The 13715-nt window shown below is 66.4% G+C and carries 16 protein-coding genes; 7 read left to right on the top strand and 9 right to left on the bottom strand.

Annotated features, from left to right (window positions below; genetic code table 11):
• The first annotated feature begins 75 nt into the window (after window positions 1-75).
• The 6 genes from RT655_RS13535 to bfr all read left to right on the top strand — a co-directional run bounded on the left by RT655_RS13535 (window position 76) and on the right by bfr (window position 4332).
• Complete coding sequence (locus RT655_RS13535) at window positions 76-1104, top strand: DUF4118 domain-containing protein (protein WP_313537669.1); 1029 nt, start codon at window positions 76-78, stop codon at window positions 1102-1104.
• A 66-nt stretch (window positions 1105-1170) separates the two neighbouring features.
• Entirely contained in the window at window positions 1171-1572 is a 402-nt protein-coding gene (locus tag RT655_RS13530; protein WP_313537668.1) for a hypothetical protein, read from the top strand.
• A gap of 95 nt (window positions 1573-1667) precedes the next feature.
• Window positions 1668-2321, top strand: coding sequence for a nitroreductase family protein (locus RT655_RS13525; RefSeq protein ID WP_313537666.1), 654 nt, complete (start codon window positions 1668-1670; stop codon window positions 2319-2321).
• Between the two features lie 9 nt (window positions 2322-2330).
• Window positions 2331-3575, top strand: coding sequence for a DUF418 domain-containing protein (locus tag RT655_RS13520; RefSeq protein ID WP_313537663.1), 1245 nt, complete (start codon window positions 2331-2333; stop codon window positions 3573-3575).
• A 33-nt stretch (window positions 3576-3608) separates the two neighbouring features.
• The gene (locus tag RT655_RS13515) at window positions 3609-3779 is read left to right on the top strand and encodes a bacterioferritin-associated ferredoxin (protein ID WP_010545522.1); all 171 of its coding nucleotides are present in this window, start codon (window positions 3609-3611) and stop codon (window positions 3777-3779) included.
• A 70-nt stretch (window positions 3780-3849) separates the two neighbouring features.
• A complete protein-coding gene (gene bfr / locus RT655_RS13510) occupies window positions 3850-4332 on the top strand; it encodes a bacterioferritin (protein WP_093298639.1) in 483 nt (160 codons plus the stop codon).
• A 174-nt stretch (window positions 4333-4506) separates the two neighbouring features.
• On the opposite strand, the gene der is transcribed toward bfr, so the two are convergent.
• The 9 genes from der to RT655_RS13465 all read right to left on the bottom strand — a co-directional run bounded on the left by der (window position 4507) and on the right by RT655_RS13465 (window position 12585).
• Entirely contained in the window at window positions 4507-5874 is a 1368-nt protein-coding gene (der, locus tag RT655_RS13505; protein ID WP_313537657.1) for a ribosome biogenesis GTPase Der, read from the bottom strand.
• Window positions 5875-5998: 124 nt separating this feature from the next.
• The gene (locus RT655_RS13500; protein WP_313537654.1) at window positions 5999-7330 is read right to left on the bottom strand and encodes a PQQ-binding-like beta-propeller repeat protein; all 1332 of its coding nucleotides are present in this window, start codon (window positions 7328-7330) and stop codon (window positions 5999-6001) included.
• On the bottom strand, window positions 7327-8043 hold the full coding sequence (locus RT655_RS13495; RefSeq protein ID WP_313537651.1) for a tetratricopeptide repeat protein: 717 nt from the start codon (window positions 8041-8043) through the stop codon (window positions 7327-7329). Before RT655_RS13495 ends, RT655_RS13500 begins: the two co-directional genes overlap by 4 nt.
• A gap of 73 nt (window positions 8044-8116) precedes the next feature.
• Window positions 8117-8977, bottom strand: a complete 861-nt coding sequence (panB, locus tag RT655_RS13490) for a 3-methyl-2-oxobutanoate hydroxymethyltransferase (protein ID WP_313537649.1) — start codon at window positions 8975-8977, stop codon at window positions 8117-8119.
• Between the two features lie 48 nt (window positions 8978-9025).
• Window positions 9026-9403 carry a hypothetical protein gene (locus tag RT655_RS13485; protein ID WP_313537646.1) on the bottom strand — a complete coding sequence of 126 codons (378 nt, stop codon included), beginning with the start codon at window positions 9401-9403 and terminating at the stop codon, window positions 9026-9028.
• Between the two features lie 138 nt (window positions 9404-9541).
• Window positions 9542-9889: an ArsC family reductase gene (locus RT655_RS13480; protein ID WP_313537644.1), complete on the bottom strand. Its 348-nt coding sequence runs from the start codon at window positions 9887-9889 to the stop codon at window positions 9542-9544.
• A 6-nt stretch (window positions 9890-9895) separates the two neighbouring features.
• Window positions 9896-10318 (bottom strand): GNAT family acetyltransferase, encoded by a 423-nt coding sequence (locus RT655_RS13475; protein ID WP_409530279.1) that lies wholly within the window; start codon window positions 10316-10318, stop codon window positions 9896-9898.
• Window positions 10315-11577 (bottom strand): YceI family protein, encoded by a 1263-nt coding sequence (locus RT655_RS13470; RefSeq protein ID WP_313537642.1) that lies wholly within the window; start codon window positions 11575-11577, stop codon window positions 10315-10317. The genes RT655_RS13475 and RT655_RS13470 overlap by 4 nt, the downstream gene beginning before the upstream one ends.
• Before the next feature lie 162 nt (window positions 11578-11739).
• Window positions 11740-12585: a DUF1521 domain-containing protein gene (locus RT655_RS13465; RefSeq protein ID WP_313537640.1), complete on the bottom strand. Its 846-nt coding sequence runs from the start codon at window positions 12583-12585 to the stop codon at window positions 11740-11742.
• A 177-nt stretch (window positions 12586-12762) separates the two neighbouring features.
• On the opposite strand from RT655_RS13465, the gene RT655_RS13460 reads away from it, so the two are divergent.
• Complete coding sequence (locus RT655_RS13460) at window positions 12763-13686, top strand: lipase family protein (RefSeq protein ID WP_313537638.1); 924 nt, start codon at window positions 12763-12765, stop codon at window positions 13684-13686.
• The last annotated feature ends 29 nt before the right edge of the window (window positions 13687-13715 follow it).

Here is a 13715-nt window from a genome sequence, read left to right as displayed (position 1 = left end):
GAGTTGCCGCTTGGCCGCTCCGACCCTGGGGGAGCATGCCGCGTTTGCGGGTCATTACTGGGGCAACGGGTGCCAATGAACTCCTACCATCGCACGCTGGAACATTTGCCGCTGCTCGAGAGGCGGCGGCCGCTGGCCTATGCGATTACCTTGGCATTCTGCGCGATCGCGTGGTGGTTGCGGCTGGTGCTCGATCCGCTCTTTCCGCCGGGCTTTCCCTATCTTACCTTCTTCCCGGCGGTGATCCTCGCCTCGTTCCTGTTCGGGCGGGGACCGGGGATCGTCGCGGCGGTGCTGTGTGGGCTGCTCGCCTGGTATTTCTTCATTCCGCCGCTCTACAGTTTCGCGCTGCAGCGGGGCACCGCCGTCGCGCTGGTATTCTACGTAGGCGTCGTTTTGGTGGACATCCTGCTCGTCCATTGGATGCAGATGGCCAATACGCGGCTGATGGCGGAGCGCGAACGCAGCGCCAGCCTCGCCGCGCGGACCGAAATCCTGTTCGAGGAACTGCAGCACCGCGTCTCAAACAACCTCCAGATGGTGGGCGCGATGCTCGCGCTCCAGCGCCGCGGGGTCGCCGATGGCGAGGCCAAGCGCGCGCTCGGCGAGGCAGCGGCCAAGCTCCAGCTGATCGGCCGCATCCAGCGGCGCTTGTACGGCAGCCGCGGCGAGCCGCTCGCGCTCGACGCCTTCGTCACCGCGCTGGTCGAGGACCTGGCCGAAAGCAGCGGCAAGCCCGGCATACGTCACATGGTCGAGGCGAACAGCGCGCTGCTGCTCCCGCCGGATCGCGCCATTCCGCTGGCGCTGATCGTTGCCGAGGGGATCGCCAACGCAATCGAACACGGCTTTGCGGATCGCGAGACCGGTACCATCCTGGTGCAGGTCTGCGCCGAGGGAGACCGGCTGTCACTGTCGATCCGCGACGACGGTGCGGGCGTAGCGGAAAGCTTCGACTTGGCGGCGGTGGACAGCCTCGGGCTGCGTATCGCGCGCAATCTCGCACAGGGCATGGATGCGGAACTGCGCATCGTGCCCGCCCGCCCCGGCACGCTGGTGGAGCTGCGCAACATCCCCATCGACGCCGCGGTGCAGGCCGCCTGATCGCGATCAAGGCCGCTGGCGCCGATGCGCTGCATCCTGTAGCCTGCTCCAAGGAGGGCGGCGACGATGGAACAAGGTTCTGGCACCCCGATGGCGGCCCGGCTCGGCTTCAAGCCCGGCATGCGCGTGTGGTTTCACGACATGCCGGCAGCGGTGCGCGCGGCGATCGCTCCCGAACGTGCCGCGCTGGAAGAGCTGGGCTGCGCCACCGACGGCGTGCAGGGCGTGCACCTGTTCGCCTCCCGCCGCGATCACCTCGAACGCGAGCTGGGGGCGCTGCGGGGGCTGCTGGCCAGCAATGGCTTCTGCTGGGTGTCCTGGCCTGAGCAGGAAGGTGCCTCGGAACTGCACGAGAATAGCGTCGCCGATCTCGCCGCCGCGCAGGGGTGGGAGACGCGCGATCACTGCGCGTTTGAAGGCTGGTCTGGCGTCAAGCTGACCCCCCGGCCTACGCCTGCAATCGAATAAAGCTCGACATATGCACGTCTCCGCATAAGACTCCGATGGACAGGCGACGCCCCCCGGACGACGCTCGTCCCCAAAATTCCTCTATGAAACCTGATATGCGGCCTTGGACCTCTGATATCGATCTGCCGGACGACGCTCGGATCGCGAACGCCGCCGCCTTTTGCGAGCGCATGGCGACGCGCCACAGTTGCCGGAGTTTTACGGATCGGCCGGTGCCGCGCGCGATCATCGAGACGGCGATCGCCGCGGCCGGTACCGCGCCGAACGGCGCCAATCGCCAGCCCTGGCACTTTGCCGCCCTCGCCTCCCCGGGCGCGAAGACCGCGCTGCGCGTGGCGGTGGAAGAGGAAGAGCGGACCTTCTACGGCGGCATCGGCGGCAGCGAGTGGCAGGGGCTGCTCCAGAATCTCGGCACCAATGCCGACAAGCCCTATCTCGAAATCGCACCCTGGATCATTGTCGCCTTCGGTCAGACCAAGGCGAACGAGACCGACCTGTTCCCCAACCCGCACGTCACCGAAAGCGTGAGCATCGCCTGCGGCCTGCTGCTCACTACTCTGCACATGGCGGGGCTGGCGACGCTGGTGCACACCGCAACGCCGGCACGTTTCCTCAACCGGCTGTGCCGGCGGCCGGAGCATGAGCGGCCGGTGATGATGATCGTGACCGGCCATCCCGCCCCCGATGCGATGGTGCCGGCGGCCGCGATGGAGCGCAAACCATTGGATCAGATCGCCAGCTGGTTCTAAGCGCCTGAGGTGCATCCCCCGATTTCCTCCCGCCTGCTCTCCCTCGATCTCGTGCGCGGCACTGCCTTGCTCGGCATCCTGCTGCTCAACATCGTCGGCTTCGGGATGCCCGAGGCGGCTTATTTCAACCCGCGCGCCTATGGCGGCTGGCACGGCGCAGACCTTGCCGCCTGGCTGGTCAACTTCCTGTTCTTCGACGGGCGGATGCGCGGCCTCTTCTCCTTCCTGTTCGGCGCCTCGCTGCTGATCGTCACCGACGCGGCTGAGGCTGCCGGGCGCGACCCGGCGCGGATACATTATGCCCGGATGGGCTGGCTGCTGCTGTTCGGCCTCGCCCATCTCTGGCTGGTCTGGCACGGCGACATCCTCGCCCATTATGCGCTGGTCGGGATGCTTGCCTATCCCCTTCGCAAGCTGCCGATCTCCCGGCTGGTGAGCCTGGGGGCCGTGCTGACGCTCGTCAGCACCACGCTGTTCGGCATGCTGGCGCACGACGCCTGGCGAATGTCGCTTCTGCCGCAGGCGACGCAGGGCGAATATGGCGCGCTGGTGAACGCGTTCGGCATCCCGCCCGCTTCGCGGATCGCATCGGAACTGGCGGTGCACCGCGGCAATTATGGCGGGCTGGTCCATCAGCGCTTTGGCGAATATGCGACCAGCCCGTTCGCGATGCTGACGCTCTATGGGTGGGAGACACTCGGCTACATGCTCTTCGGCATGGCGGCGCTGCGCAGCGGGCTGCTCACCGGCGCCTGGCCCCGCGCGACCTATCGGCGCTGGTGGCTGCGCTGCTGGGCCGTAACCTTGCCCCTCTACGCGCTGCTGGCGACTTGGCTGATCGCCGCGAGGTTCAGCCTGTACGCCGTGGTAATGGCCGCGGCGACGCTACCGGGGCTGGTGCGACCGGTGATGATCCTTGGCTGGACCTGCCTGATCCTGGCGGTCGCGCGGCCCGATGGCTGGCTGACAAGGCGCATCGCCGCGGCAGGGCGCATGGCCTTTTCCAATTATCTCGCGACCAGCCTGCTCTGCGTCTGGTTCTTCGACGGCTATGGCCTGGGCTGGTTCGGCCACCTCTCGCGCTGGCAGCTTTACCCGGTGGTATTCGGCGTCTGGGCACTGCTGCTGCTCTGGTCGCAGCCCTGGCTGACCGTGTTCCGCTATGGCCCGCTCGAATGGGTCTGGCGCAGTCTGGCGCGAGGCAGTCTGCAACCCATTCGCAATAGCCTTGCGAATCCCTCGCAATCGCACTAGATCCTGTGCGGCAAGAGAATCGAGGGATTGTCGATGGTCGTCTGCGTGTGCAATGCCCTGCGGGAACGGGAAGTGCGGGAAGCAGCGCGGTCGGGCGCACAAAGCGCCTGCCAGGCCTATCGCGCGCTCGGCTGCCAGGCCAAATGCGGCCAGTGCGTCCCCTTTGCCCGCGCCATCATCGCCGAGGAACGGGCTGCCGCCTGAGCGCACTTCCCCGGTTCCGCCCCCGTCGTTTCGCCGCTAGGCTGGTCGCCAGACGAAAAGGGATATGCACATGAAGGGCGACGCCAAGGTTCTTGAGTATCTGAACGAGGTGCTCAAGAACGAGCTTACCGCGATCAACCAATATTGGCTGCACTATCGCATGCTCGATCACTGGGGCGTGCAGAAGCTCGCCGAGTTCGAACGGCATGAATCGATCGACGAGATGAAGCATGCCGATTGGCTGTCGGAGCGCATCCTGTTCCTCGACGGCCTGCCCAATTTCCAACTGCTCGGTCGCTTGCGCATCGGCGAGACGGTGGAGGAACTGCTCCGCGCCGATCTTGCGCTGGAAGTGGAGGCGATCGCCGTGCTGCGCGACGCGATCCAGCATTGCGAGACCGTCCGTGACTTCGTCAGCCGGGACCTGTTCCTCAAGATCCTCGAGAGCGAGGAAGAGCATGTCGACACGCTGGAGCGCCAGTTCGACATGATCGAACGCATGGGTCTGGAGAACTACATCCAGCTCAACAGCAAGCCGGCGGAAGCGGAGTAAGCTGCGCCCGAACGGGGGGCGGACGCACGTTCCGCCCAACCGTCATCCCCGCGCAGGCGGGGATCCATTGATGGAGTCGTCGAGGCTCCAGCCGATACGCCCTGGCAAATGGATTCCCGCCTTCGCGGGAATGACGACGAAGGCTTGGAGACGGCAGTCATAGACTGCCCCGCCCTACTCCTTGTCACGGTCGAACGGGTTCTTCGGCGCCCGGAGTACCAGCCGCACCGGTACCGCGCCGAAATCGAACTCGCGCCGCAAGCCATTGATCAGATAGCGCTGATAGCTCATCGGCAGCAGGTCCACCCGCGTGCCGAACAGCACGAAGCTGGGCGGCCGGGTCTTGTTCTGAGTCACATAGCGCGGTTTGATCCGCTTGCCGCCGGGCGCGGGCGGCGGGTTCGCCTCGATCGCGCGTTCGAACCAGCGGTTGAGCTGGCCGGTCGAGACGCGGCGCGACCAGGCCTCGCGCGTCTCGAACGCCACGCGCATCATCGTGTCCAGGCCTTTACCGGTGATCGCCGAAACGGTGAGCAGCGGCACGCCCTTCACCTGTGCCAGCCCCTCGTCCAGCGCGCCCTTTACGCCGTTGAACAGGCTGGAAGCATTCTCCGCCACATCCCACTTGTTCATGACGATGATCAGCGCACGACCTTCCTGCAGCACGCGATCGGCGATCTTAAGGTCCTGCACCTCCAACCCGCGCGTCGCGTCGAGCAGCAGCACCACGACTTCCGCGAAGTCGATCGAGCGCAGCGTATCGGCGACCGAGAGCTTCTCCAGCTTCTCCTCGACGCGCGCCTTCTTGCGCAGCCCGGCGGTATCGACCAGCCGCACCTTGCGCGGCTTGTCCTCGAAATCGGTCCATTCGTAATCGATCGAGATCGAGTCGCGGGTGATCCCGGCCTCGGGCCCAGTGATCATCCGATCCTCGCCAAGCAGACGATTGACCAAGGTCGACTTGCCCGCATTCGGGCGACCGACGATCGCCAGCTTGAGTGGTGCGTCGGGGCTGTCGGGATCCTCCTCCGGCTCCTCGTCATCGCGGTCGACATGCGGCAGCAGCGCCTCGAAAAGGTCGACCACGCCTTCGCCATGCTCGGCCGAGAAGGGGATCGGATCGCCCAGCCCCAGTGCCATAGCCTCCAGCACACCGGTATCGCCGGCGCGGCCTTCGGCCTTGTTGGCCATCAGCACCACCGGCCGATCGGTCGAACGCAGCCAGCGGGCGATTTCCTCGTCAAGCGGGGTCACGCCCGCGCGCGCATCGATGACGAACAGCGAGACGTCCGCCTCGCGCACCGCCGCCTCGGTCTGCGCGCGCATCCGCCCGGGGAGCGTCGCGACGTCCTCGTCCTCATAGCCCGCGGTGTCGATCACCCGGAATTCTAGGCCGAGGAGGTTCGCCTCGCCCTCGCGGCGATCGCGGGTGACGCCGGGCTGGTCGTCGACCAGCGCCAAGCGCTTTCCGACCAGCCGGTTGAACAGCGTCGACTTGCCCACATTGGGGCGTCCGATGATGGCGACGGTGGGCAAAGGCATGATCGATTCTCTAACGCAGACGAAAGGACGACGCAAAGTCGCCGGAAAAACGACAGGGGCCGGAGCGCTGCGCCCCGGCCCCCTTGATGGATAGTCTGCCCGGCACGCAGCCGGGACAGCAGCCTCAGCGATAGGCGCTCAGGCGGCCCTTGTCGTCGAGCAGGTAGAGCGTGCTGTTGGCAATCACCGGCGCGAGCGACAGCGGATCCTTGGTCTCCTTGGTCGAGAGGACACTGCCGTCCTTCGGCGACACAGAGACGATCTGGCCCAGCGTGTTGATCAGCACGAGGCGGCCGCCGGCCACGATCGGGCCCTTCCAGGCGACCGGGTTCTTCAGCTTCTTCTCGTTCTTGTACTTCTTGAGCTGGACGATCCAGCGCGGCTTGCCGCTGCTGCGCGACAGGCAGAGCAGGCGCGCATCATCGGTGACGACGAACAGCCACTCACCCACCGCATAGGGCGAGGAGAGCCCGCCGATGCTCTGCTCCCACAGCGTCGAGCCGCTGGTGATGTCCACCGCGACCATCCGGCCGCCCTCGCCCAGCGCGTAGACGCGGCCCTGGTCGATCACCGGCTCGGCATCGATGTCCGACAGCGACGAGACCGAGGTGGTCATCGTGTTGCGGGTCAGCACGTCGCCCCACAGCGACAGGCCGTTCTCGTAGCGATAGGCGTTGAGCTCGCCCGAAGAGAAGCCGGCGATCACCGTGCCCTGCGCCGAGGCCGGGGCGGCGACGCCGAACACGCCCTGCGATTCGAGGCTGGCGGTTGCCGTCCAGGAGACGTCGCCCTTGTCCTGGGTGAGCGCAAACAGCTGGTTGTCCTGCGTCACCACATAGACATTGCCGTTGGCGAGCGTGGGCGCGCCACGCAGCGGGCCGCCGGGACGCTTGCGCCAGAGTTCCTTGCCGTCCGCCACCTGCAGCGCGACCACGTCGCCAAGGCCATTGGAAGCATAGACATGGTCGCCATCGACGCTGACGCCGCCGCCGAACAGCGCGCCGCGGCTGCGCTTGTCCTCTCCGGTGCCGGTACGCGCGGCCCACAGTTCCGAACCGGTATCGGCGGCCATGGCGTGCACGGTGCCGGCTTGGTCGATCACGAACAGCTTGTTGCCTTCGATCACCGGCGAGGCCGCAAGCCGCTGGCTCTTCGAGGGCTTGGCGACCTGGCGCGACCAGACGCGCGACAGCGACTCACCAAGGGCAAGATGGCCCATCGCCTTGGAAGCGCTGCCACCCGGCTGGCTCCAATTTTCGTTGACCGCCGCCTCGGGCAGCTGGACCTCGATGCCCGCCAGCGTCTTGTCGGCGGTGATGTCGTTCTCGGTCACCAGAATCGGCACGCGCTCGCCGAGCACGGGGGTCTTCTTGCCGCCGCCGCCCTTGAAGACGCCGCAGCCGCTCACCAACGCGAGCGCGGCAACTGCCGTTACAACGCGAACCTTCGTGTTCATTTAGCTTGCTTTTCCTGGGTCTGAGCGGTCGTCGCGGTCGGCGTGACCGAAAGCGTCTTGGCGAGTTCGGCGGTGCGTTCGCGGATCGAATCCGGCACGCGGGGGCCGGCTTCGCTGAGCTGGCGATAGAGCTTGGCGGCCTCGCCGCGCTTGCCCGATTTCAGATAGGCGGCCGCCACCATCTCGCCCGCGGTGCCGAACCACGGGGAATCGGGGTTGGCCAGCGTGCCGAGCCGCTGGATCACGTCCTGCGGGTTGAGCGTATCGAACTCGGCCTGGGTCTGGCGGACCAGCGCTAGGTCACGGAACGGCTGGGCGAGCTTGGTGTCGGTGACGATACCGGCGAACTTCGCGGCGGCACCCTTTTTGTCGCCCTGCTGGAGCAACAGATTGCCCTGGGTGAAGCGGGCCATCGCGGCATAGCCGTCGCTGCCCTGCGCCACCTTTTCGAGCGCGGGCTGGGCCTGACCGGCCTGGTTCTGCGCGGCAAGCTGGAGGGCGGCGTCATAGTCCTCGCCACGCGCTTCGGCGGCGGTACGCTGGCTGTGGTCGTATAACAGCCAACCGGCCACGGCTACCAGGAACGCCACGACGCCGATCGCGATCCAGATGCCATAGCGACGGCCGGCGCGGATCAGCTGATCGCGCCGATATTCCTCGTCTACTTCGCGAAGGAAGGCCTCGTCGGTGGTACCGGAAGGAGGAAGCGCCAAAATCTACTCCATGGGTCTGATGCGGCCGCGGACCTTAGCGTCGCGCGCCGTGAACGCAAATCGCCCTACTCGGTCAGTCCTTCGGCGCATAGACCTGATCGGGTCCCGGAAAGGTCCGTGACCGTACTTCGCCCGCATAGGTTTCAACCGCGGCGGAAATGCGGCCGGCCAGATCGTCATAGCGCTTCACGAAGCGCGGCGTGCGCTCGAATAGGCCGAGCATGTCCTCGGCGACCAGCACCTGGCCGTCGCACTGCGCCGAGGCGCCGATGCCGATGGTGGGGCATTTCACTGCCTTGGTGATCTCGATCGCGATCGGCTCGACCACGCCTTCCACGACGATCGCGAAAGCACCCGCCTCGTCCATCGCCACCGCATCGCCGACCAGCTTGGCATGCTCCGCCTGACTGCGGCCGCGGGCACCATAGCCGCCGAGCACGTTGATCGCCTGGGGGGTCAGGCCGATATGGCCGATCACCGGAATGCCGCGCTCGTTGAGGAACTTGACCGTCGGCGCCATCGCGGCGCCGCCTTCGAGCTTTACCGCCGCCGCGCCGGTTTCCTTGAGCAGCCGCGCCGCGCTTTCGAAGGCCTGCTCCGGCGAGGCTTCATAGCTCCCGAACGGCATGTCGATAACGACCAGCGCATGATAGCTGCCACGCACCACCGCCGCGCCGTGCGCCGCCATCATCTCGAGCGTCACCGGCACGGTGGACGGAAGGCCGTAGATCACCTGGCCGAGGCTGTCGCCGACCAGCAGCATGTCGCACTGCTCGTCCATCAGCTGCGCCATGCGGACGGTATAGGCGGTGAGCATCACCAGCGGCTCCCCGCCTTTGCGCTTGCGGATCGCGGGCACGGTGACGCGCTTCATCGGCGCGGGCGTGGGATTGGCGCGGCTGGTGGCGGTATCGAGCGTGATCTGGTGCGACATGGCGCGCGGTCTAGCGGGTCGCGGGAGGCGTTGCCAGCCCGCTCCGGCTCAGCGCAGCCAGCCCCGTCGCGTCGCCATGCCGGCGAGCCAGATCTGGAAGATCGCTACGCCGAGGATGAACACCGGGATCACGAAGGCCTGCACGGGCCCAGCAAGGCCGCCCGTGGCGAGCAGATAGCCGAACTGCACGATCACCGCGGCGAGCGACACGACGTAGAGAATGTTGGCCTTGCGCGAACGTCGCAGCATGGCAAGCGAGCCGAGCAGACTGGCGCCGACCCCGATCGCATAGTCGATCAGGAACCAGCGCGGCACTGCCTGATAATATTCCCAATTCCAGAAACTCGGCTCGACGGCTCGCTGCGGCGAGAGTGTCGCGTGCGCACAGAAGACGAGGCAGCCGAGCAGCCCCCAGACGACCAGCATCGTTGCGACCGTGCGAAACCAGCTGGCTGGCCGTTGTCGAATATAAGACGCCATGCGATCCCAGTAACCCGTGTCGTTTATCGTGTTAATTTAGGATAAACACGGCGGTTAGGCCATGAATGTGTAAATTTTTCGTGCTCAGAGCAACGCACGGGCATAGCGTTCTGCCGCGAATCCGATCAGCAAACCGCCCGGATATTCCAGCACGGCCCGTTTGATCATCGAGGGCTGCGCGATCATCAGCGCGCGCGCCTTGGCCGAATCGAGGTCGGTCTTGTCCGCGTCGGGAAGCTTGCGGAAGGTGGTGCCGGCGCGATTCAGCAGCGGCTCCCAGCCTTCCGTCTCGATCCAATGGTCAAGCCGCGCGGGGTCGACGCCCTCGACCCTATAGTCGTGAAACACATAGCGAATGGCGTTGGCATCGAGCCAGGCCCGCGCCTTTTTCATCGTGTCGCAATTCTTGATTCCGTACAGCGCGATGGTCATGCGCGTTTAGTGGAGGAAACGGCCAAGCGTAACAACCGGCTGCACCTCCAGACCCAACGCGCGATAGAAACCGATCGCCGCATCATTGCCCTCACGGACCATCAGTTGGAGCTTGGGGCAGCCCCGCGCGCGCAACCAGGCTTCGGCGGCAGCCATCAGGGCGCGGCCATGCCCCTGCCCGCGCGCCGACTCGGCGACGGCGAGATAATAGACCCAGCCACGATGCCCATCGTCGCCCACCATCGCGGTGCCGAGCAGCGCCGTGCCGTCGCGTAGCAGCAGGATCGCCGAAGCCGCCCCCTGAGCCGCGCGATCGAAGTCGGCTGCCGGATCGTTCCAGGGGCGGGTGAGGCCCGCTTCCTGCCACAGCGCGATGACGGCGTCGCGATCGTCGCCGCCCGCTTCCGCGAGCTCCACAAACACGCCTATTTCGCTTCGGCGGCGAAGCGGAACGTCACGGCGATGGCGTCCGGAATGGTGCTGGGATCACTCCATTGGCCCTTGCCGACCCCGAAGGCGAGACGTTTTACCGTGGCGGTGCCGCTGGCCTGGGCATGGTCACCGTCGATCTTCAATGTGAAACTGATCGGCACCGGCTTGCTCGCACCGGCAAGCGCCAGCGTGCCGTCGGCGACATAGGCTGCGCCCTGCTTGCGGATCCGCGTAGCGGTGAAGTGCGCCTTGGGATGCGCGGTGACGCCGAAGAAATCGTCGCCCTTCAGCGTGTCGTCCCGCTCCGAGTCGCCGCTGCTCACAGAGGCGAGATCGATGTCGACCCCGATCCTTGAATGGGCGAGGTCGTCGGGGCTGAACTGGATGTCGGCAGTCCAACGGGCAAATCGGCCATTGATCGCCTCGCCGCTATAGACGGTGCGGAAGGCCAGCGTGCCGCCCGGCGCCACCTTCCAGCTGCGCACCGGCATCGTGGCAGTGCTGGGCTCGGCCGAGGGCGAGGGACTGGGATCGGGACTGGCCGCGGCGTCCGGCGTCGGTGCAGCGGCAGCAGGCAGCTCGGGCGTCGAACCCGGGGCCGCCAGCGGCTGAGAGGGCGTCGGCACCTCCGCATGGCTCTTGTAGCGCCACGAACCGGCAAAGAACGCCGCGGTGCACGCCGCCAGCGCGACCACGACCGCGATCGTCAGCGCAGGGCGTCGCGACAATGCCGCCGGCATCATCCGCCCGATCAGGTCGTCGCGTAGCAGATGGTGGCGGAGTGCCCCGGCGACGTGGAGCACGAACAGGCCAGCGAGCAGCCAGCCGATCAGCCCGTGTATCGTCTCTGCAGGCTCGTTCCACGCAGCGCCCAATGGCAGGTGCGGCAACGGAATGGCGCCGAACAGCAGCGTCGGCAACTTTACCCGGGCGGTGGAGACGATGATCCAGCCGGTGATCGGCCCCAGGATCATCACACCATACAGGCCCCAATGGACTAGGCTTGCGACCAGCCGGAGCGCCGGCGCGCCCTCCGCGGGCGGGCGGGAGACTAAAATCCGCGTCAGCAGCCGCGCGAGCGACAGCACGAGGATCAGGATACCGACCGACTTGTGGAACTGGAATGCCACGAACAACGTGGACTTCGGAAGATCCTCCAACGCCCAGCCAAGCCCCAGCTGGAACAGCAGCAGCAGTGCCAGTGCCCAGTGGAGCAGGATCGCTATCCCGCTATATCGTTGTTGCAGACCTGCCACGCCCAGCCTCGCTCATTTTGATGCGCGCGCGGCGGTACCGAACGCGGCAGCACGCGATTCGCAAGCCGAATCACGTGCGTAACGAGCAAAGGGTGCGCCTTGTTTGCCGCTTTGAGCAAGGCCGCGACCGGAAACGCTGCGTTCCGGCCGCGGAAGCATGGGTCACGCCGGGAGCAGCATGTCGCGCAGAACGCGGCCACTCTCGGGCGCGATCGAGGAGCCGCGCGTCGTCGTCTCAAAGTTCAAGCTGAGCAGGCTGCCGAACAGCAGGAAGCTGCCCATTGCGCTGCCCAGTTCGGAAAGGCTCGGCATGTTGCTGTTCGGCCCGTAGATTTGTCCCGGCTTGGTGAGGTCCGCATCCGCCTGGGTTACCGTCGCGCCCAGTTCGGTCTGCCAGCCGCCCGCCGACTCCTGTACCGTGAAGCCGTCCCGGTTGGCGGCATCGAGCGCATAGCCGTTGGTCGAGACGCTGACCGACAGATCGCCCAGCTGCTGCTGGCTGATGCCGTCGATCACCACGGCATTGGCGCCGCGCGTCACCACCACCTGGCTGGCGAAATAGACGCTGGGGTTGTTCTTCGCCTGCTCGGTATTGACCGTGATCTTGGTGCCGTTGTCGAGTTCGAAGGTCGTGGTGCCGTAAAAGTCGAACTGGTGCTTGCCGTTCACGTCGACATGCGGGTCACCCCATACGCGCGTGCTCTGGCCGGTCGTGTCGTTGACGATCGTCATCTCGCTGTTCCGCTCGTCGATGGCGAGGTGATAGCCGTCGCCAAGATCGACGCGCGCCGTGTTCTGCCCGGTGGTCTGCGCGGTGAAACCCGCCTGCGGCTGCAATTGTCCGGCGCCGGCCATCGTGCCCAGCTGGATCGATAGCAGCGACGGCAGCATCGCACTGGCATAGGCGCTGGCACCAAGCGGGTTGAATTGCTGGGCGAGCACGCCGCCGGCCAGCGCCAACTGCGCGACGGCGAACGGAGTCGGGGCGGCGGTCGAAATCGTCGTCATATCCATGCTCCTGAAGAGGCGATTGGGTGCGAGCCCGTTGGTATGGTGCTGCTTCCCACGCCCTGCCGCGCCGCGGCATCGCCGGATCGCGTAGGCCGGCTAAACGAATCGTCTAGCGACTGCCGCCCCCTGCGATGGCATCCGGGGCTCGACGGCCTTCGGTGAGGAACCACTAACATGATGTCGGCAGCGGAACAGCTATCGCGCCCCACCGGCATTGGGGCCGCTTCGACCATCTCGACCGCGCGGCACCTTGCCGCAAACGACGATTTCCAGGCGCGCCACCTGCCCCCGCGCGAGTTGCTAGCCTGGCAGCAGCCTGCGCCGCCGGTTCAGTTCGTCCGTAGCGAAGCCCCACCGCTTACGGCCGAACGAGCCGGTGGACCCACCACCGTCGATCTCGCGGCGATGGCAGCCGACGTCTACAACGACATCCCCGCCCCGCCCGCCGGCTACCGCGTCGCGAGCGGTGACGACCTTGGCAAGCTCGGCCTGCGCACGGAAGACCTGACCTCCCCGCAGAGCAGCTTCCGCGCCCGCGTCTATGTGGCGGAGGGCGATGGCGGCCCCCATTACATTGTCAGCTTCCGCGGCACCACGGACGGCAGCGACTGGAAGGCCAATGCCCAGCAGGGAGTTGGTCTTCCCTCGGATCAATATACCCGGGCGCTGCTGGTCGCGAAGGCGATCGGCCGACATCCGGATGCGCAGGTGACGATCACCGGCCATTCGCTGGGCGGCGGCCTCGCCTCAGCGGCGGCACTCGCGAGCGGGCGCGACGCGCAAACGTTCAACGCCGCGGGGCTGAGCGACGCGACGATCCGCCAGGCCGGCGCGATCCGCGGCGATGCACCGCCCCCCAAGATCGCAGCCTTCTATGTCCGCGGCGAGGTTCTGTCGGCGATCCAGGACGGCGGCGATCGCGTCGCCGGCGCGATCCTTGGCGGCATCCCGGGCGCGATCTTTGCCGATGCGCCAGAAGCCTATGGCACACGAATCCCGCTCGACGCGAAGCAGCCGGCGGGGCAGCATTGGTATCAAGACACGCCGGTTGCCCGTCACCAGATGGACTGGGTGCAAAGCAGCCTGGGGACGCATTGACCCCGGGTTGCCCTACTCCCTACAGCATG

The sequence above is a fragment of the Sphingomonas sp. genome (genome assembly GCF_032114135.1).
GTDB lineage: Bacteria > Pseudomonadota > Alphaproteobacteria > Sphingomonadales > Sphingomonadaceae > Sphingomonas.
The sequence above is the reverse complement of the archived record's forward strand: the minus strand, read 5'-3'. Positions and strand labels throughout refer to the sequence as shown.

Excerpts from the sequence above, each read along its gene's own strand:
- RT655_RS13535 (WP_313537669.1), top strand. The coding sequence starts at position 76 with ATGAACTCCTACCATCGCACGCTGGAACATTTGCCGCTGCTCGAGAGG.
- RT655_RS13530 (WP_313537668.1), top strand. The coding sequence starts at position 1,171 with ATGGAACAAGGTTCTGGCACCCCGATGGCGGCCCGGCTCGGCTTCAAG.
- RT655_RS13525 (WP_313537666.1), top strand. The coding sequence starts at position 1,668 with ATGCGGCCTTGGACCTCTGATATCGATCTGCCGGACGACGCTCGGATC.
- RT655_RS13515 (WP_010545522.1), top strand. The coding sequence starts at position 3,609 with ATGGTCGTCTGCGTGTGCAATGCCCTGCGGGAACGGGAAGTGCGGGAA.
- bfr (WP_093298639.1), top strand. The coding sequence starts at position 3,850 with ATGAAGGGCGACGCCAAGGTTCTTGAGTATCTGAACGAGGTGCTCAAG.
- der (WP_313537657.1), bottom strand. The coding sequence starts at position 5,874 with ATGCCTTTGCCCACCGTCGCCATCATCGGACGCCCCAATGTGGGCAAG.
- RT655_RS13500 (WP_313537654.1), bottom strand. The coding sequence starts at position 7,330 with ATGAACACGAAGGTTCGCGTTGTAACGGCAGTTGCCGCGCTCGCGTTG.
- panB (WP_313537649.1), bottom strand. The coding sequence starts at position 8,977 with ATGTCGCACCAGATCACGCTCGATACCGCCACCAGCCGCGCCAATCCC.
- RT655_RS13485 (WP_313537646.1), bottom strand. The coding sequence starts at position 9,403 with ATGCTGGTCGTCTGGGGGCTGCTCGGCTGCCTCGTCTTCTGTGCGCAC.
- RT655_RS13480 (WP_313537644.1), bottom strand. The coding sequence starts at position 9,889 with ATGACCATCGCGCTGTACGGAATCAAGAATTGCGACACGATGAAAAAG.
- RT655_RS13465 (WP_313537640.1), bottom strand. The coding sequence starts at position 12,585 with ATGACGACGATTTCGACCGCCGCCCCGACTCCGTTCGCCGTCGCGCAG.
- RT655_RS13460 (WP_313537638.1), top strand. The coding sequence starts at position 12,763 with ATGATGTCGGCAGCGGAACAGCTATCGCGCCCCACCGGCATTGGGGCC.